Raw genomic sequence first — 18,711 nt, forward strand, 5'->3', positions numbered from 1 at the left:
GAGGCAGCGGAGCGCGGCCATGGATGAACGGACCAATGACGCCCTGCCGGTGATCGCCGTGGCGATGGGCGACCCCTCGGGCATCAGTCCGGAACTGACCGCGCGGATCCTGTCGGAACCGGATCTCCGGGCTGCGGCGCGTTACGTCGTGTTCGGCGACAAGCGGCTGCTCGATCTCGGCATCGCCGATGGCGGCGTCGACCCCCAGGTGCAGGTCGTGAAGGATGGCGACGCGCTGCCGCTCGGCGACAGGCCCGTCTTCGTCGATCTCGCCAATCACGACCCGGCCGATCTCCAGCGCGCCAAGGCGACGCTCGCCGGCGGCAAGGCGGCCACCGAGAACTTCCGCCGGGCGCTGCAGTTCGCTGCCGCCGGCAAGGCTGGCGCGGTCTTCTTCACGCCCTTCAACAAGGCGGCGATGCGCTTCGCCTATCCGGGTTATGACGACGAGATTCGTTTCGTGCGCGATGCCATCGGCTTCGAGGGAGCGGCGAGCGAGTTCAATATCCTCGACAAGCTCTGGAACGCTCGGGTCACCTCGCACATCCCGCTTTCGGAAGTGGCGCAGAACATCACGCAGGAGCGCATCCTCAGGGCGCTGACGCTGGCGGACGCCAATCTGCGCGCGGCCGGCTTCAACCCGCCGCGCATCGCGGTCGCGGGCATCAATCCGCATGCCGGCGATGGCGGCAATTTCGGCCGCGACGAGATCGAGACGATCGAGCCGGCGGTGAAGGCGGCCAAGGCCAAGGGCTTCACGGTGGAAGGGCCTTTTCCCTCCGACACCGTGTTCCTGCGTGCCAGGAACGGCGATTTCGACGCCGTGCTGACGATGTATCACGACCAGGGGCAGATCGCGATGAAGCTGATCGGCTTCGATCGCGGCGTCACCCTGATCGGCGGTTTCCCCTTCCCGATCTGCACGCCGGCCCACGGCACGGCCTATGAGATCGCGGGCAAGGGCATCGCCAATCTCGGCGCGACCCGCGCTGCGCTCGCCCTCGCCATCAGGATGGCGCAGGACGACAAGGCAAAGGCGCGCGCGGCCGCCTGATTCAGCTTGTTTTCGACGAAGCCGCCGACAAGAGCGGCCCATATAATTCAACGCCAGGGAGAAGCTTCATGAAGAATATTGCCATCACTGCCGCGTTCGCCGGCGCGCTCGCGCTCGGCGGTGCCGGTTCGGCGCAGGCCTGGGAACCGACCAAGCCGATCGAGTTCGTGGTGACCTCCGGCGCCGGCGGCGGCACCGACAATTTCGCCCGCATCATCCAGTCGATCATCACCAAGCACAAGTTCACCGAGCAGCCGATCGTGGTGGTGAACAAGGGCGGCGGCTCCGGCGCCGAGGGCTATGTCTACGGCAAGGGCGCCAAGGGTGATCCGAACCGCGTCATCTTCGGCACCAACAACGCCTATCTGCTGCCTTACGTCGCCAAGCTCGGCTACAAGTTCTCGGATCTGACGCCGGTCGCGGCGCTGGCGCTCGACGAGTTCCTGCTCTGGGTCAAGGGCGATGCCCCCTATGCCGACGCCAAGGCCTATATCGACGCGGTCAAGGCCAAGCCCATGGGCTTCAAGATGGGGGGCAGCCAGTCGAAGGACACCGACCAGACGCTGACCTCGATGATCCAGGACGCCACCGGCGTGAAGTGGATCTACGTGCCGTTCCAGGGCGGCAGCGCCGCGGCCGTGCAGCTCGCCGGCGGCCATATCGACTCCAACACCAACAATCCCAACGAGAATATCGGCCAGTGGAAGGCCGGGCAGGTGAAGCCGCTCTGCGTGTTCTCGCCGGTGCGTCTCGCCAAGGGCGAGCCGGTCTTCGAGGGCAAGGGCTGGGGCGACATCCCGACCTGCAAGGAAGCCGGCCTGCCGCTGGAGACCTTCCAGATGCCGCGCACCGTCTGGCTGCCGGCCGACGTCCCGGCCGATGCCGTGACCTACTATGCCGACTTGCTGGAGAAGGTCTCGAAGACCCCCGAATGGCAGGAATTCGTGACGCGCACCGCCCAGACCGGCAAGTTCATGAAGGGCAAGGAACTAGCCGATTTCGTCGCCAAGGACGAGGCGGCCAACAAGAAGGTCTTCGAGAACGAAGGCTGGATCGCGAAGTAAGGTGGGATCGTCATTCCCGGGCGGTGCGATGCGCCGACCCGGGAATCTCAGACGAGAAGGCTGGTTTCCGAGATGGCCGGGTCGTGCCCGGCCATGACGCGTAAGCCCTGGAAGGGAGAACCCACCACATGATCACCCGCTTCTGGGCAGAGATCGGGACGGCCGTCCTGACGCTCGTCTTCGGGCTCGTCATCGTGAAGGGCTCGCTGGAGTTCGGCATCGGCTGGGACAGTTCCGGTCCGCAGCCCGGCGCCTTTCCTTTCTATGCGGGGGCGCTGATCGCGTTGGCGAGCCTCGGCACCATAGCGGTCACTCTCGGACAGCGCGTTACCGGAAAGTCCGTGCTCGCCGAGGCCTTCCTCGATGCCGAGCGCGGCAAGCGGGTGCTGTCCTTCCTGCTGCCGCTGATCGCCTTCGTCGTGCTCAGCGCCACGCTCGGCATGTATGTCGCGACGATCCTCTATCTCGTCTTCGCGATGCGCTTCCAGGGCGGCTATGGCTGGCTGCAGAGCCTCGTCACCGCCTTCGTGACGGCGGCCTTCTTCTATTTCGCGCTCGAGAAATTCTTCCAGATCGGCCTGCTCAAAGGCCCGATCGAGCCGCTCATCGGCCTCTGAGACGGCGAGGATATCAGCATGGATAACGTCGCCAACCTGATGCACGGCTTCTCGGTCGCGCTCACCACGCATCATCTCCTGCTGATGATGGCGGGCGTTCTCCTCGGTGTGCTCGTCGGCGTGCTGCCGGGTCTGGGCGCGCCGAACGGCGTCTCGCTGCTGCTGCCGCTGACCTTCAGCATGGACCCGGTCTCGGCGATCATCCTGCTGACCTCGCTCTATTGGGGCGCGCTCTTCGGCGGCTCGACCACCTCGATCCTGTTCAACATTCCCGGCGAACCCTCATCGGTCGCAACGACCTTCGACGGCCACCCGATGGCCAAGCAGGGCAAGGCGACCGAGGCGCTGTCCTTCGCCTTCCTCTCGGCCGGCTTCGGCGCCATGGCCGGCGTCATCCTGATCACGCTGCTCTCGGGCTGGGTCGCGAAATTCGCGCTACGCTTTTCCTCGCCCGAATATTTCGCTGTCTATTTCATGACCTTCGCGAGCTTCATCGGGCTCGGCGGCTCCTCGCCCTTCAAGACCGTCGTCTCGATGGCGATCGGCTTCGCGCTGGCGACGATCGGCATGGACTCGGTCTCCGGCAATGTGCGGCTCACTTTCGAGTTCGACGTGCTGCTCGCCGGCGTCAGCTTCCTGATCGCGGTGATCGGCCTGTTCGGCATCGGCGAATTGCTGCTGACCATGGAGGAGGGGCTGAAATTCGAGGGCGTCGCCGCCAAGGTCCGTGTCGGCGACGTCCTGCGCACGGCGGCGAAGCTGCCGCGCTACTGGCTCGCGCTGCTGCGCTCCTCGCTGATCGGCATCTGGATGGGCATCACGCCGGGCGGGCCGACGGCCGCCTCCTTCATGAGCTACGCCATGGCCAAGCGCTCCTCGCGCAACCCTGCCAAGTTCGGCAAGGGCGAGCCCGAGGGCGTGATCGCGCCTGAGACGGCCGACCATGCCGCCGGCTCCGCCGCCATGCTGCCGATGCTGGCGCTCGGCATTCCCGGCTCGGCGACGGCGGCGGTGATGATGGGCGGCCTGATGATCTGGGGCCTCAATCCCGGCCCGACGCTGTTCACGGACCGGCCGGATTTCGTCTGGGGCCTGATCGCCTCGATGTATCTCGGCAATGTCGTGGCAGTGGTGATCGTGCTGGCGACGGTGCCGCTCTTCGCCTCGATCCTGCGCATCCCCTTCTCGATCATCGGGCCGATCATCGTCGTGATCTGCTTCATCGGTGCCTTCACCGCCGCGAGCAAGGAATTCGACATCTGGCTCGCGCTGGTCTTCGGCCTCGTCGGCTATGTCTTCAAGAAGCTCGACTACCCGATCGCGCCGCTCGTGCTCGCCATGGTCATCGGCGACAAGGCCGAGGACGCCTTCCGCCAGTCGATGATCTTCAGCCAGGGCTCGCTCTCGATCTTCTGGTCGAACCCGCTGGTCTCGACGCTGATGACGATCGGCCTGGCGCTGCTGGTCATGCCGGTCCTCGGCTCCTTCGCGCGCCGCTTGCGCGGCACCAAGGCCGCCAGCACTGTCTGACATCCATATCGCCAGTTCGATTCCCGCCCTGTCCGCCACCGACGAGATGACGCCATGACCGAACCCTACAAGGGCATCCTGCCGATCGCGCCGACCATCTTCCACGACAGCGGCGACCTCGATGTCGAGGGCAACAAGCGCGTCATGGACCTGATGGTCGACCAGGGCGTCGACGGCATCTGCATCCTCGCCAATTTCTCGGAGCAGTTCCTGCTCACCGATGAGGAGCGCGACCAGGTGATGCGGCTCTCGATCGAGCAGGTCGCGGGCCGCGTTCCGGTGATCGTCACCACCTCGCATTTCTCGACGCGCATCGCGGCCCAGCGCGCCAAGGCCGCGGCTGATGCCGGCGCCAAGATGCTGATGATGATGCCGCCCTATCACGGCGCGCTGCTCAAGGCCGACGAGCAGGGCATGATCGAGCACTTCAAGCAGGTAACCGATGCCTGCGGCATCCCGATCATCCTGCAGGACGCGCCGCTCTCGGGCGTGACCATGACCGTGCCCTTCATGGTCAGGCTGGCGAAGGAGGTGCCGCTCGTCCGCTACTTCAAGATCGAGGTGCCCGGCACGGCCAACAAGCTGCGCGCGCTGATCGAGGCCGGCGGCGATGCCGTGGTCGGCCCCTTCGATGGCGAGGAGGCGATCACCCTCATGGCCGATCTCGATGCCGGCGCCACCGGCACGATGACCAGCGCCATGATCCCGGACCTGATCAAGCCGATCCTCGCCGCCCACGCGGCAGGCGATCGCAAGCAGGCGGCAGCGCTCTATGCCCGTGTCCTGCCGATCATCAACTACGAGAATCGCCAATGCGGCCTGCGCTCGGCCAAGGCGGTGATGAAGGAAGGCGGCGTCATCAAGTCCGAGGCCGTCCGCCATCCCCTGACGCCGCTGCATCCGAAGACCCGCGAGGGCCTGATCGAACTGGCGCGCGAGCTCGATCCGCTGGCGCTGCGCTGGGGGAAATAGGCGGCCTCGCGGAAGGCCGGGGCGGGGTTGCGTTTTTCGCTGATCGCTCCGCCTTTACAAAGCGGGTCGGAACGCGGGATCGTCTCGGCTGCCTGCCGCCCGGCGGGAGCCAGGACGGAAGAAGGTGAACGCATGCCCAGTCTGAAGCCGGAAACCCGCGAGAAGCTGCGCACGGTTTCCGTTGCCACGCTCTGCACGGCCCTCTTCAAGCGCGGCCTGCGCAACCAGTTCATCCAGGATGTCCGCCCCCTCAATCCCGGTGCCGGCACCATGGTCGGGGAAGCCTTCACGCTGCGCTATATTCCGGCGCGCGAGGATCTGAATCCGCTCTCGGTCTTCCAGGACCGGGCGCATCCGCAGCGCAAGGCGGTGGAGGAATGCCCGCCCGACGCGGTGATGGTGATCGACAGCCGCAAGGACCCGCGCGCGGCCTCGGCCGGCGGCATCCTCGTCTCCCGGCTGATGAAGCGCGGCGTGGCCGGCGTCGTCACCGATGGCGGTTTTCGCGACTCGCCCGAGATCGCGCAACTGCCCTTCCCAGCCTATCACAACCGTCCCTCGTCCCCGACCAACCTGACCCTGCATCAGGCGATCGACATCAACGGGCCGATCGGCTGCGGCGATGTCGCGGTCTTCCCGGGCGATGTCGTGGTCGGTGATGCCGAGGGCGTCATCGTCATCCCCGCCCATCTTGCCGACGAGGTCGCGGCCGAAGCCGTCGAGATGACCGCCTTCGAGGATTTCGTCACCGAGGAGGTGCTGAAGGGCCGCTCGATCCTCGGCCTCTATCCGGCGACCGAAGAGCAGACCAAGGTCGATTTCGCGGCCTGGCGGAAGGCGAACGGCCGCTAGTCGCAGGCGGGGCTTGCGTAGCGTGGGGGGCCGCTTCAATACGGGCCCGCCGTCTGGCGGCTACGAGGAGAGGGGAACCGACCATGAGCGAAGCCTTCATCTGCGCCTATCTGCGCACGCCGATCGGCCGCTTTGGCGGCTCGCTGTCCGCGGTGCGGGCCGATGACCTCGGCGCCGTGCCGCTGAAGGCCTTGGTCGAGCGGCATCCGGGCGTCGATTTCGGCGCCGTCGACGACGTGATTTTCGGCTGCGCCAACCAGGCGGGCGAGGACAACCGCAACGTCGCGCGCATGTCGCTCCTGCTCGCCGGCCTGCCGAAGGAGGTGCCCGGCACCACGATCAACCGGCTCTGCGGCTCCGGCATGGACGCCGTCATCGCCGCCGCGCGCGCGATCAAGGCGGGCGAAGCCGAGCTGATGATCGCCGGCGGCGTCGAGAGCATGTCGCGGGCGCCCTTCGTGCTGCCCAAGGCCGACAGCGCCTTCTCGCGCCATGCCGAGATCCACGACACCACGATCGGCTGGCGCTTCGTCAACCCGCTGATGAAGCTGCAATACGGCGTCGACTCCATGCCGGAGACCGGCGAAAACGTCGCTGCCGACTGCAATGTCAGCCGCGCCGATCAGGACGCCTTCGCCCTGCGCTCGCAGCTCAAGGCCGTCGCTGCCCAACAGAACGGCCGGCTCGGCAAGGAGATCGTGCCGGTCGCGATCCCGCAGCGTAAGGGCGATCCGATCCGCGTCGAGCTCGACGAGCATCCGCGTGGCGACACCACGCTGGAGAAGCTCGCCAAGCTTCCGACGCCGTTCAGGAAGGAAGGCGGCACCGTCACCGCCGGCAATGCCTCCGGCGTCAATGACGGTGCGGCGGCGCTGATCGTAGCCTCCGAGCAGGCCGTGAAGAAATACGGGCTGACCCCGCTCGCCCGCGTCCTCGGCGGCGCGACCGGTGGCGTAGCGCCGCGGGTGATGGGGCTCGGTCCCATTCCAGCCACGCGCAAGCTCTGCGCGCGGCTAGGCCTGAAGCCGACGGATTTCGATGTGGTCGAGCTCAACGAGGCCTTTGCCAGCCAGGGCATCGCCGTGCTCCGCGAGCTCGGCATCGCCGAGGACGGCGCGCATGTGAATCCGAATGGCGGCGCGATTGCGCTCGGCCACCCGCTCGGCATGTCGGGAGCCCGCATCGCCGGCACGGCTGCGCTCGAACTGTCGCTGACGGGCGGAAAGCGCGCGCTCGCCACCATGTGCATCGGCGTCGGCCAAGGCATCGCGATCGCGCTCGAGCGGGTCTGAGAAGTCAGCCGGCGCGGGCGCCGCGCCGGCTTCAGGATTTGAGGCAGGTCAACCGTGCGGTGCGGGCTCGAACCGGGCCCGCCCCAGGACCATCACGCGATCGACCTGGAAGCCCGAGCGCTGCAGCGCGTCATGGTCCTGCGGCCAGGCGGCCGAGCGCTCGAACGAGATCGCGATCCGGGGCAGATCGAGCTCGACGGCGAGCCGGTTGGCGAAGCGCAGCAGCGCATCGACCAGATGCGTGCCGGGCAGGCGCAGCATCGCGAGTTCCGAGATTTCCAGCGCGGCCGTGCCGGCGATCGACTGCGTGACACGGAAGGTAAACAGGGCATGCGGCATGCCGCGCGCATCACGCAGCGCGAAGATTCCGCGCGGCCGCGCACCGTCCTGCGAGTTCTCGCGCAGGAAGGCGGCCCAGCCCTCGGGCGTCACGTCCGGATGCGCCATCGCGACGAGGCCGAAGACGGCGTCGGCGCCGGCCGGCGTGATGCGCGCGACCTCGAAAATATCTACGCCGGTCACCTGCTGCTCTCCCGAATTTCAGCGATGCACGGTTGTTGTCGAGGCCATGTTGTCGCATTGATCTGGATCAAATCGCCGGGCTGCGGCAGCAAGCGTGCTTTGTGGCTCTGCCGGCCTAGGCTATGGTCCCGCCCGACAAGTGGGAAGAATGCGATCGTGACCTGCCATCCTTCGGTCTGTACCGCCGCGAGTTGCGGCGAAGGCGGCTGCCGCAACTGCATGGTTCGCCTGGTCAGCGTCTGCGCCTCGCTCTCCGATGACGAGCTGGCGCTGCTCGAATCCCTGGCGCATCCCACGCATTTCGCCTCGGGAGAGACGCTGTTCACGCAAGGGCGGGAGGCGCAGGCGGTCTACAACGTCACGGCCGGGGTCGTTCGCCTCTACAAGCTGCTCTCGGACGGCCGGCGCCAGGTCGTCGGCTTTGCGCTGCCGGGCGATTTCCTCGGGCTCGCCATGCGCGACGCCTACAGCTTCTCTGCCGATGCGATCGGCGAGGTGGCTGCCTGCGCCTTTTCGCGCGGCGCCTACACGGCCCTCGTCGATGCCAAGCCGCATCTGCTGAAGCGCCTGCACGAATTTGCCACCCACGAGCTCACGCTCGCCCATGAGCAGATGATGCTGCTCGGCCGGCGCACCGCCGAGGAGAAGCTGATCTGCTTCCTGCTCGGCATGCAGCAGCGCTGGGCGCGGCTCGGCAAGCCTTCGGTCACCGTGCCCTTGCCGATGACGCGGCAGGATATCGCCGATTTCCTCGGCCTGACCATCGAGACCGTCAGCCGCACCTTCACCCGTCTCGCCAAGGATAAGACGATCCTGATCGTGCCCGGCGGCGTGCGCGTGATGAACCCAGACCGGATGAACGCCGTCGCGGCCTGAGGGAGCCCGGTTTCGCGTAAGAGCCGCACCGTCCGGGGGCGCAGCAGCGAGTCCGGAACCCATGAACACAACGCTTGTCGCGTCATGGCCAGGCTTGTCCCCACCATCCACGTCTTCATTCGTGCGATGCGGTGTTCAAGACGTGGGTACTCGCCACAAGGGCGAGCATGCCGATCGCTGGAGCAGCCTCGCGTCCATGTGTGCCGGATTCAGGCCTGCGCCCCCCCCCGAAACAACCGCGAGTTCCATCGGCTGCGCCGCCGCGTCGCAGCCGGCGTGGCGTCCCTCTTGACCTGAATCAACGCCCCGCCTTCGGCCGCTCGCTAAGCCTCCCGCTCACGGCGCGCTCATGCGCCGACGACGAAGCAGGAGTCGGATGTGACGGCAACGGCAAGCCCTGTCAGGCAGGCGACTGTCGGCGAATTGATCGGCATGCTGATCGCAGCAGCCTGTGTGCTGCCGCTGATCATCATCGCGGCGCTGACCGAGAACGCCGGCTACGCCTTTCACGCGGCGCTCGGCGCCGCTGCCGCCATGGTCAGCGTATTCCTGATCGCGAATCGCTGCTTCGACGGCACGCAGGCGCGCGAGCCGCAGGAGATCGACGGCAAGCCGAACTACAACATGGGGCCGGTCAAGTTCGCGACCGTCGCCTCGATGGTCTGGGGCATCGCCGGCTTCGCCGTCGGCCTGCTCATCGCCTCGCAGCTTGCCTTCCCGGATCTCAACTTCGACCTGCCCTGGATCAATTTCGGCCGGATGCGGCCGCTACATACCTCGGCGGTGATCTTCGCCTTCGGCGGCAACGTGCTGATCGGCACCTCCTTCTACGTCGTGCAGCGCACCTGCCGCGCGCGGCTTGCCGGCACGCTCTCGCCTTGGTTCGTCGTGCTCGGCTACAATTTCTTCATCGTCATCGCCGGCACCGGCTACCTGCTCGGCATTACCCAGGGCAAGGAATATGCCGAGCCGGAATGGTATGCCGACCTCTGGCTGACGGTCGTCTGGGTCGTCTATCTGCTGGTCTTCCTCGGCACGGTGATGAAGCGCAAGGAGCCGCATATCTATGTGGCGAACTGGTTCTATCTCGGCTTCATCCTGACCATCGCGGTCCTGCATATCGGCAACAACGTCGCCGTGCCGGTCTCGCTCCTGTCGCCGCGTTCCTACGGCCTGTGGTCGGGCGTGCAGGATGCGATGTTCCAGTGGTGGTACGGCCATAACGCGGTCGGCTTCTTCCTGACCGCCGGCTTCCTCGCGATCATGTACTACTTCGTGCCCAAGCGCGCGGAGCGGCCGATCTACAGCTACCGGCTCTCGATCATCCACTTCTGGGCGCTGATCTTCATCTACATCTGGGCCGGCCCGCACCATCTCCACTACACAGCGCTGCCCGACTGGGCGCAGACGCTGGGCATGACCTTCTCGATCATGCTGTGGATGCCCTCCTGGGGCGGCATGATCAACGGCATCATGACGCTGTCGGGCGCCTGGGACCGGCTGCGCACCGATCCGGTGCTGCGGATGATGGTGGTCTCGCTCGCCTTCTACGGCATGTCGACCTTCGAAGGTCCGCTGATGTCGATCAAGGCGGTCAACGGCCTGTCGCACTACACCGACTGGACCATCGGCCATGTCCATTCCGGCGCACTCGGCTGGGTTGCCTACATCTCCTTCGGCGCGATCTACTGCCTCGTGCCCTGGCTGTGGAACCGCAAGGGGCTCTACTCGCTCAAGCTGGTGAGCTGGCACTTCTGGATCTCGACGCTCGGCATCGTCTTCTACATCTCGGCGATGTGGGTCTCCGGCATCCTCCAGGGCCTGATGTGGCGCGCCTATACCTCGCTCGGCTTCCTCGAATACTCCTTCATCGAGACCGTCGCGGCGATGCACCCCTTCTACGTGATCCGCGCGATGGGCGGAGCGCTGTTCCTGATCGGCGCGCTGATCATGGCCTTCAACCTCTGGATGACCGTGCGCTCCGAGAACGCGGCCGAGATGCCCCGTTCCGATGCCGCACCGTCGCCGCTGGCCGTGGCCGCCTGAGGAGCTTCCGGAATGTCGAGCATCGAACACAAGCCCGCGCGCCGCTCGCTCTGGGCCAAGCACAAGATCTTCGAGACCAATTCGATCATCCTGGTCATCGGCGTTCTGCTGGTGATCTCGGTCGGCGGCCTCGTCGAGATCGCGCCGCTCTTCTACCTCAGGAACACGATCGAGACCGTGCAGGGCATGCGCCCCTACACCCCGCTCGAGCTTGCCGGCCGCGCGATCTATGTCCGCGAGGGCTGCTACAACTGCCACAGCCAGATGATCCGGCCGCTGCGCGACGAGGTCGAGCGCTACGGGCACTACTCGCTCGCGGCCGAGAGCATGTACGACAAGCCCTTCCAATGGGGCTCGAAGCGCACGGGGCCGGACCTCGCCCGCGTCGGCGGCAAGTATTCCGACGAATGGCAGCGCGCCCACCTTGCTGAGCCGCGCGCCGTCGTGCCGCAATCGATCATGCCGGGCTATCCCTTCCTGGCGAAGACCGAGCTGAACTACAGCGACATCGCCGACGAGCTGCGCGCCAACCGCGCCGGCGGCGTGCCCTATAGCGACGAGATGATCGCGCAGGCGCAGAGCGACCTGAAGGCGCAGGCGACGCCCGACCATCCCGGCCAGTCCGAGCTGGAGAAGCGTTATCCCAAGGCGCAGTCGCGCGATTTCGACGGCAATCCGCAGCGCATCACCGAGGCCGACGCCCTGATCGCCTATCTCCAGACGCTCGGCACGCTCGTCGACTTCAAGCTCTACGACGACAAGGCCAACATCCGCTGAGCGAGGCTGCCATGCAAACGACCTATCACTGGCTCGCCGGCTTCGCCCAGTCCGTCGGCCTTCTCTACTTCGTCGCCGTCTTCCTCGGTGTCTGCGTCTACGCCTTCTGGCCGAAGAACCGAGCCCGCTTCGAGCAAGCCGCGCTCAATCCGTTGCGCGAGGACTGATCATGGACCAGAAGAACCACGACGCCCCGCATGTCGACCCTCATACCGGCATCGCCACCACCGGCCATGAATGGGACGGCATCCGCGAGCTGAACACGCCGCTGCCGCGCTGGTGGCTCGGCATCTTCTACGCGAGCATCCTCTGGTCCATCGGCTACTGGGTCGTCTATCCCGCTTGGCCGCTGCTGACCGATACCACCAAGGGCGTGATCGGCTATGCCAGCCGCGCCGATATCAGCGCCGACATGGCGCAGTTGAAGGCACAGCGCGCCGTCCAGGCTGCCGGGATGGCCGATGCCACGCCGGCGCAGATCAAGGCCGACCCGACCTTGTTCCAGATCGCCATGGCGCAGGGCAAGGCCGCCTTCGGCGACAACTGCGCCGCCTGCCACGGCGTCGGCGGCGCCGGCGCCAAGGGCTATCCGAACTTGAACGACGATGACTGGCTCTGGGGTGGGTCGTTCGACGCGATCATGCAGACGCTGAAGCACGGCATCCGGGTCGCCGGCAACGACGAGACGCGCGTCAGCCAGATGCCGGCCTTTGGCCGCGACGGCATGCTCAAGCGCGACGAGATCAACGCCGTCGCCAACCATGTCCGCGAGCTCGCCGGCCTTCCGACCGAACCGAAGGCGGATCTGGCGCTCGGGCGCAAGCTCTTCGCCGACAACTGCGCCTCCTGTCACGGCGAAGCCGGCAAGGGCAATCAGGAGATGGGGGCGCCCAATCTCACCGACGCGATCAGCCTCTACGGCATGGACATGGCCTCGCTGACCGAGACCATCGGCAACAGCCGCAACGGTGTGATGCCCGCCTGGGGCGGGCGCCTCGACGAGACCACGCTCAAGGCGCTGACCGTCTACGTCCACTCGCTGGGGGGAGGGCAGTAGCGTGAGTACCGCCGGGGCCGATTCCGACGACATGCCGCTCTTCGCGGCGTCGCGGAAGGTCTATCCGCAGAGCGTCTCCGGCCCGTACCGGCGCGCGAAGTGGCTCATCCTGTTCCTCTGCCTCGGCATCTATTACCTGCTGCCGTTCCTGCGCTGGGATCGCGGCCCGCATCTGCCCAACCAGGCGGTGCTGGCCGACATCGCCAATAACCGCTTCTATTTCTTCTTCATCGAGATCTGGCCGCAGGAGGTCTACTACTTCACCGGCCTCCTGATCCTGGCTGCGTTCTTCCTGTTCCTGATGAACGCCGTCGCGGGCCGGGTCTGGTGCGGCTATCTCTGTCCGCAGACGGTCTGGACCGACCTCTTCCTCGCCGTCGAGCGCTTCTTCGAAGGCGACCGGCGCGAGCGCATGCGCTTCGACGAGGCGCCCTGGAGCTTCGACAAGCTCTGGCGCAAGGTGGCCAAGCACGCGGTCTGGCTCGTCATCGCCTGGTGGACCGGCGGCGCCTGGGTGCTCTACTTCGCCGACGCGCCGACGCTGGTGCGTGAGCTCGCGACCTTCACCGCGCCGCTTTCGGCCTATGTCTGGATCGCGATCCTCACCTTCACGACCTACTCGCTCGCCGGCATCATGCGCGAGCAGGTCTGCAAGTTCATGTGCCCCTGGCCGCGCATCCAGGCGGCCCTGACCGACGACGAGGCACTCAACGTCACCTATCGCTACGATCGTGGCGAGCCGCGCGTCTCGGTCAAGCAGGCGCTGAAGCTGAAGGCGCAGGGCGCGCCGGCCGGCGACTGCATCGATTGCCATCAATGCGTCGCGGTCTGCCCGGTCGGCATCGACATCCGCGAGGGAGCCCAGCTCGACTGTATCCAGTGCGGGCTCTGCATCGACGCTTGCGACACCGTCATGGCGAAGATCGAACGCCCGAAGCGGCTGATCGCCTATGACACCGAGATCAACGTCAAGCGGCGCATCGCCGGCAAGCCGGCCGTCTACCGCCCGCTGCGGACGCGCACGGCGATCTACGCGGCGCTGATCCTCGTCGTCGGCGGCGCCATGCTGTGGCAGCTCGCGACCCGCCGCACAGCCGACATCTCGGTGCTGCATGAGCGCGCGCCGCTCTTCGTGACATTGAGCGACGGCTCGCTCCGGAACGCCTATGCGGTCAGGCTGCTCAACAAGCGCCCGGAGGTTCGCCCCTTCGCGCTGACCGTGGACGGGCTGCCGGGCATCCGCATCGAGGCGGTCGGTGTCGCCCCGACGGCCGATGTCAGGCCGGTCGTGACGGTCGATCCGGATTCCTCGCGCGAGGTGCGCGTGCTCGTCACCGTGCCGGCCGGCGTGCCGCTGGAGGCGTCGCAAGCCATCACCATCACCGCCTCGGATCTCTTCGCCGGGGAAACCGTGCACGCGACCGATCACTTCATGGCGCCGGGAGGCAAGCCATGAGCTGCTGCGGAGTCTTCCTCATGTCCTGCGATACCCCCGCCGCTCCTCGCCCGCGCCGCCCCTTCACGCTGACCGGGCGCATGGTCGCCGCGATGCTCGTGCTGTTCTTCGGCGTCATCGTCTCGGTCAATGCCACGATCATGACGGTGGCGTTGCGCACCATGCCGGGCGTGGAGACGCGCAGTGCCTACGAGGCCAGCCAGCACTTCAACGAGGAGATTGCCCGCCAGCACGCACGCGATGCGCGCGGCTGGAGCGCCGCGGCCACGCTCGCCCGGCAGGGCGAGGGAGCAGCGCTCGGCGTCACGCTCACCGACCGTCTCGGCCAGCCGCTCTCCGGCTTCACCGCGACGGCAAGGCTGCGCCATCCCGCCACCGCGGCGCGCGACCACGACCTTGTGCTGAGTGAGAGCCGGCCGGGGCGTTACGAAGCGCGTTTCGACCAGATCGAAGCCGGTTCCTGGATCTTCGAGCTGCAGGCCCGGCGCGGCGAGGAGGTGGTCTTCGTTTCGCGCAGCCGCATCACCCTGCCGGAGAAGTGAGATGGCCGCGCAGGATCTCTCGGTGTTCGTGCGCCATCGCGATGGCGGCGTCGCCAGCATGGAGCTCGCGGTCGACGGCATCCGCTGCGCCGGCTGCATGCAGGCCATCGAGAGCGGGCTCGGCCGCGAGCCCGGCATCCTCGGCGCCCGCGTCAACCTCGCGCTGAAGCGCGTCTCGGTCGAATGGCGCGAGGCGCTGCTGCGGCCGGAGGCCGTCGTCGACAAGCTCGCCGCGCTCGGCTTCAAGGCCTATCCCTTCGTGCCGGAGCGGCAGGAGGACGGCGCCGCCGCCGAGGAGCGCAGCCTGCTGCGCCGCCTCGGCGTCGCCGGCTTCGCCTCAATGAACATCATGCTGCTCTCGGTCGCGGTCTGGTCGGGCAACAGCGCCGACATCGACCCGACGACGCGCGACTTCTTCCACTGGCTCTCGGCGCTGATCGCTCTGCCGACGGCAGCCTATGCCGGTCGACCCTTCTTCGAGAGCGCGCTTCGCGCCCTGAAGGTCGGTGCCGTCAACATGGACGTGCCGATCACTATCGGCGTCGTGCTGGCACTCGCCATGTCGGTGGCCGAGACCTGGAACCATGGCCGCCACGCCTATTTCGACGGCGTGGTGATGCTGCTCTTCTTCCTGCTGATCGGGCGCTATCTCGACCAGCTGATGCGGCGGCGGACCCGCGACCTCGCCGGCAATCTCGCGGCGCTCAAGGCAGAGACCGCGACGCGGCTCGATGCCGATGGCAACTGGACGGTCACGCCGATCGCGGCGATCGCGCCGGGCGACCGTGTCCTCGTACGGCCGGGCGAGCGCGTCTCGGTCGACGGCATCGTCGAGACCGGCCGCTCCGAGCTCGACCAGAGTCTCGTCACCGGCGAGACCGCGCCCGTCGCGATCGGCCATGGCGAGCGCGTCCATGCCGGCACGCTCAATCTCACCGGCGCGCTGACTGTGCACGTCGAGGCGGCCGGGCAGGGCACGCTGCTCGACGAGATCGACCGGCTGATGAGCCAGGCCGTCGGCAGCCGCTCGCGCTATGTCCGCCTCTCGGATCGCGCCGCACGGCTCTACGCGCCGGTGGTCCATACGCTTGCGGCCGCGACCTTCCTCGGCTGGTTCGCCTGGGGGCTCGCCTGGCCCGAAGCGCTGATGATCGCCGTCACCGTGCTGATCATCACCTGCCCCTGCGCGCTGGGCCTCGCGATCCCGGCGGTGCAGGTCGTCGCCGCTTCCGCGCTGTTCAAGCGCAAGATCATGCTGAAGGAGGGCGATGCGCTCGAGCGCCTCGCCGAGGCCGATATCGCCGTCTTCGACAAGACAGGCACGCTGACCCTGCCCGAGCCGGACATCCTCAACCCCGAGGCGTTGCCGCCGGAGCGGCGGGCCGCGATCGGCGCGCTCGCCGCGGCGAGCAACCACCCCCTGGCGCAGGCCCTGGCGCGGGCGCTCGGCGGCGCGCCCGCGAGGACCGATGTCCAGGAGGAGCGCGGCCAGGGGCTGTCGGCCGGCGCGGGCGACGATGAACAGCGGCTCGGCAGTATCGTCTTTTGCGGCGCCGAGGCGGAGGCGGCTTCGGTGAAGGCGCTGCATCCCGGCGCTTCGCTCATCGCCTATCGCCATGGCGGCTACCGCACCGTGCTGGCGCTCGGGCAGAGCCTGCGTCCGGAAGCGCGCGAGACCATCGCCGCCCTGCGCGCGGCGGGACTCGAGATCGCGATCCTCTCCGGCGACCGGTCCGAGGCCGTCGCGCCGATCGCGGCCGAGCTCGGCGTGACGCATGTTCGCGCCGGGTTGCTCCCGGGCGACAAGCTCAACCTGCTCGACAGCATGGCGGCGAATGGCCGCAAGGTGCTGATGGTCGGTGACGGCCTCAACGACGCGCCGGCTTTGGCCGGGGCGCATGTCTCGATCTCACCGGTCAGCGCCACCCATCTGGCCCAGGCGGCGGCTGATGTCGTCTTCCTCGGCGACAGCCTCGCGCCCGTTGCCGCCGCGCTCGAGATCGCCCGCAAGGCGCGCGGGCTGATGCTGCAGAACCTCTGGTTCGCCGTGCTCTACAATGCCGTGGCGGTGCCGATCGCCATTGCGGGGCTGGCGACGCCGCTGGTCGCAGCCATCGCCATGTCGGGTTCCTCGCTGGTGGTGACCCTCAACGCCCTGCGCGCCCGCGGCCGCAGGGCTCAGTCGGAGGCTGAGGCATGAACATCATCGTGATCCTGTTTCCGCTCGCATTGGGGCTCGGGCTGATGGGGCTCGGCGCCTTCTTCTGGTGCATGCGATCAGGCCAGTTCGCCGATCTGGAAGGCGCCGCCTGGCGCGTCCTGCAGGACGACGACAAGCGGGACTGAGCTCCGTCGCGCCTGTTAACAACCCCTCCGATTCATGGGGCCTTAACCCTGCCGGGCTAGCACTGGGTGACTGGTTAACGAGTTGTCGTGTTCGCCCAAGCCCATGCATAAACTTGACCGTCACCGTCGCGCGAACGCCGTCGTTTCCGACGCTCATCGCTCCGATCAAACCGACGAATCCTTCCAGGCCCCGGTGCTGCAGCGTGGCACGCGCCGTCCTGCCGCGGCGCCCGAGCCTCAAACCTCCTGGCCGGAAAACGTCCGCTTCAGCCGCACGCCCGACAGGTTGCGCAAGGCGGCTGCGGGCGAGCAGGCGCAGGCTGTTGCCGTTTTCGCGGACGCCGAGGCGGTTGCCGTCGCTGCGCCTGCGGTGGAGTCTTCGCCCAGCGCGAACCGCGTCCGTTTCTGGCGCACGCCGGACCATCTGATCAAGCAGGTCTGGGGAACGCCGGACGGGACCGAGCCGAATGCCGAGGATCGCTCGGTCGCGCCCGATGTCGAGGCGGATGAGGCGGCCGCCCTGGTCCTCGAAGAGCCCTTCGAGGTGGTGGAGGAGGTCGTCCGGCCGGAATCGATGGCAGGGGCCGAGGAAGCCACGACACCGCTCGCCTTCATTTCCGACCACGCATTCTGGGAATGCGTGCCCGAGGCCGAGCGCGACGATGCCGAGTTCTCGTTCGAGACCGTCGCGCCTCCCGCGGCTCGGATCGCTCCGGCCGACCTCGCTATCCCCGCCAGCGAAGTGCCGCTCGAGGTCGAGGAACCGGAATACCGTCAGCCCGAGACCGAGCTGCCCGAGGCTGCACCGATCGCGGTGTCGGCACCGGTCAGCGTCCCCGCCTGGTCGGGCCTCGGCTGGGGCCAGAGCTATCAGGTGAGCATCCAGATCACGGCGCCGTCCTGGCAGGCGCCGTCCGTCGAAGCGCAGGCGGACGAGGAGGATGCTCCCGCCCCATCCGAGCCCGTGGCGGCGGCGAAGCCCGGCGTGCCGTTGGCACGCAACACGAGGCCGCGGGCCGAGCCGGAGCCTGTCATGCCCGAGCCCGTGGTGGCCGAGCCCGCCAAGGCCGCGTCCTTCAGGGCAAAGCCTCGCCTCGTCGAGCTGCCGGTCGCGCAGGATGCCGGCTTCCAGTTGCCGCCGATCGAGTTCCTGGCCGAGCCGCCACAGGAGCAGGGCGAGGGGACGCCGATCGAGGTGCTGCAGCAGAATGCCGGCCTGCTCGAAGGTGTGCTGGAAGACTTCAATATCAGGGGCGAGATCGTTCAGGCTTGCCCTGGTCCGGTCGTCACCTTGTATGAGCTGGAGCCGGCCCCCGGCATCAAGAGCTCCCGTGTCATCTCTCTCGCGGACGACATTGCGCGTTCGATGAGCGCTGTGTCGGCGCGCGTGGCGGTGGTGCAGGGCAAGAACGCGATCGGCATCGAGCTGCCCAACACCCGCCGCGAGACCGTCTTCCTGCGCGAATTGCTGGCCAGCCAGGATTTCGAGGCGACCAAGCACAAGCTCGCGCTCTGCCTCGGCAAGACCATCGGCGGCGAGCCGGTCATCGCGGATCTGGCGCGCATGCCGCATCTGCTCGTGGCGGGCACCACCGGCTCGGGCAAGTCGGTCGCCATCAACACCATGATCCTGTCGATCCTCTACCGGCTGAAGCCGGAAGAGTGCCGCCTGATCATGGTCGATCCCAAGATGCTGGAACTCTCCGTC

Annotated in this window: 18 protein-coding genes; 17 read left to right on the forward strand and 1 reads right to left on the reverse strand. The window is 67.3% G+C overall.

The annotated features are described in order from the left end of the window. Nucleotides 1–19 precede the first annotated feature (19 nt). The 7 genes from B5Y19_RS21855 (at nucleotide 20) to pcaF (ending at nucleotide 7,381) form a co-directional block, all read left to right on the forward strand. Nucleotides 20–1,054: a 4-hydroxythreonine-4-phosphate dehydrogenase PdxA gene (locus B5Y19_RS21855; protein ID WP_055728515.1), complete on the forward strand. Its 1,035-nt coding sequence runs from the start codon at nucleotides 20–22 to the stop codon at nucleotides 1,052–1,054. A gap of 68 nt (nucleotides 1,055–1,122) precedes the next feature. Then, nucleotides 1,123–2,118, forward strand: a complete 996-nt coding sequence (locus tag B5Y19_RS21860; RefSeq protein ID WP_079592085.1) for a tripartite tricarboxylate transporter substrate binding protein — start codon at nucleotides 1,123–1,125, stop codon at nucleotides 2,116–2,118. A gap of 128 nt (nucleotides 2,119–2,246) precedes the next feature. After that, a complete protein-coding gene (locus B5Y19_RS21865; protein WP_055728514.1) occupies nucleotides 2,247–2,735 on the forward strand; it encodes a tripartite tricarboxylate transporter TctB family protein in 489 nt (162 codons plus the stop codon). 18 nt (nucleotides 2,736–2,753) lie between these two features. Beyond that, nucleotides 2,754–4,265 carry a tripartite tricarboxylate transporter permease gene (locus B5Y19_RS21870; protein ID WP_055728513.1) on the forward strand — a complete coding sequence of 504 codons (1,512 nt, stop codon included), beginning with the start codon at nucleotides 2,754–2,756 and terminating at the stop codon, nucleotides 4,263–4,265. A gap of 54 nt (nucleotides 4,266–4,319) precedes the next feature. Next, entirely contained in the window at nucleotides 4,320–5,237 is a 918-nt protein-coding gene (locus tag B5Y19_RS21875; protein WP_055728512.1) for a dihydrodipicolinate synthase family protein, read from the forward strand. Nucleotides 5,238–5,369: 132 nt separating this feature from the next. Further along, nucleotides 5,370–6,089, forward strand: coding sequence for a ribonuclease activity regulator RraA (locus B5Y19_RS21880; protein WP_176168692.1), 720 nt, complete (start codon nucleotides 5,370–5,372; stop codon nucleotides 6,087–6,089). An 83-nt stretch (nucleotides 6,090–6,172) separates the two neighbouring features. After that, nucleotides 6,173–7,381, forward strand: coding sequence for a 3-oxoadipyl-CoA thiolase (pcaF, locus tag B5Y19_RS21885; RefSeq protein WP_055728511.1), 1,209 nt, complete (start codon nucleotides 6,173–6,175; stop codon nucleotides 7,379–7,381). 48 nt (nucleotides 7,382–7,429) lie between these two features. Here pcaF and B5Y19_RS21890 read toward each other — a convergent pair whose 3' ends face one another. Beyond that, nucleotides 7,430–7,903 (reverse strand): hypothetical protein, encoded by a 474-nt coding sequence (locus tag B5Y19_RS21890; RefSeq protein ID WP_055728510.1) that lies wholly within the window; start codon nucleotides 7,901–7,903, stop codon nucleotides 7,430–7,432. Between the two features lie 219 nt (nucleotides 7,904–8,122). Between B5Y19_RS21890 and B5Y19_RS21895 the strand changes: the two genes are divergently transcribed. The 10 genes from B5Y19_RS21895 to B5Y19_RS21940 form a co-directional block, all read left to right on the forward strand. Next, entirely contained in the window at nucleotides 8,123–8,779 is a 657-nt protein-coding gene (locus B5Y19_RS21895) for a helix-turn-helix domain-containing protein (RefSeq protein WP_139384512.1), read from the forward strand. 432 nt (nucleotides 8,780–9,211) lie between these two features. Then, entirely contained in the window at nucleotides 9,212–10,825 is a 1,614-nt protein-coding gene (gene ccoN, locus B5Y19_RS21900) for a cytochrome-c oxidase, cbb3-type subunit I (RefSeq protein WP_055728509.1), read from the forward strand. A 12-nt stretch (nucleotides 10,826–10,837) separates the two neighbouring features. Then, nucleotides 10,838–11,602, forward strand: coding sequence for a cytochrome-c oxidase, cbb3-type subunit II (ccoO, locus tag B5Y19_RS21905; protein WP_055728508.1), 765 nt, complete (start codon nucleotides 10,838–10,840; stop codon nucleotides 11,600–11,602). Nucleotides 11,603–11,613: 11 nt separating this feature from the next. Beyond that, a complete protein-coding gene (locus B5Y19_RS21910; RefSeq protein WP_055728507.1) occupies nucleotides 11,614–11,769 on the forward strand; it encodes a cbb3-type cytochrome oxidase subunit 3 in 156 nt (51 codons plus the stop codon). Between the two features lie 2 nt (nucleotides 11,770–11,771). Continuing rightward, nucleotides 11,772–12,659 (forward strand): cytochrome-c oxidase, cbb3-type subunit III, encoded by an 888-nt coding sequence (ccoP, locus tag B5Y19_RS21915; RefSeq protein WP_055728506.1) that lies wholly within the window; start codon nucleotides 11,772–11,774, stop codon nucleotides 12,657–12,659. Nucleotides 12,660–12,690: 31 nt separating this feature from the next. After that, complete coding sequence (ccoG, locus tag B5Y19_RS21920; protein WP_055728590.1) at nucleotides 12,691–14,115, forward strand: cytochrome c oxidase accessory protein CcoG; 1,425 nt, start codon at nucleotides 12,691–12,693, stop codon at nucleotides 14,113–14,115. Between the two features lie 20 nt (nucleotides 14,116–14,135). Next, nucleotides 14,136–14,657: a FixH family protein gene (locus tag B5Y19_RS21925; protein ID WP_176168693.1), complete on the forward strand. Its 522-nt coding sequence runs from the start codon at nucleotides 14,136–14,138 to the stop codon at nucleotides 14,655–14,657. A gap of 1 nt (nucleotide 14,658) precedes the next feature. Further along, on the forward strand, nucleotides 14,659–16,857 hold the full coding sequence (locus B5Y19_RS21930) for a heavy metal translocating P-type ATPase (RefSeq protein ID WP_055728504.1): 2,199 nt from the start codon (nucleotides 14,659–14,661) through the stop codon (nucleotides 16,855–16,857). Continuing rightward, nucleotides 16,854–17,003 carry a cbb3-type cytochrome oxidase assembly protein CcoS gene (ccoS, locus tag B5Y19_RS21935; protein WP_079592087.1) on the forward strand — a complete coding sequence of 50 codons (150 nt, stop codon included), beginning with the start codon at nucleotides 16,854–16,856 and terminating at the stop codon, nucleotides 17,001–17,003. Before B5Y19_RS21930 ends, ccoS begins: the two co-directional genes overlap by 4 nt. A gap of 193 nt (nucleotides 17,004–17,196) precedes the next feature. Continuing rightward, a partial coding sequence (locus tag B5Y19_RS21940) for a DNA translocase FtsK (protein ID WP_280174392.1) occupies nucleotides 17,197–18,711 on the forward strand: 1,515 nt, incomplete at its 3' end.

Source organism: Allobosea thiooxidans, assembly GCF_900168195.1.
Taxonomy (GTDB): domain Bacteria; phylum Pseudomonadota; class Alphaproteobacteria; order Rhizobiales; family Beijerinckiaceae; genus Allobosea; species Allobosea thiooxidans.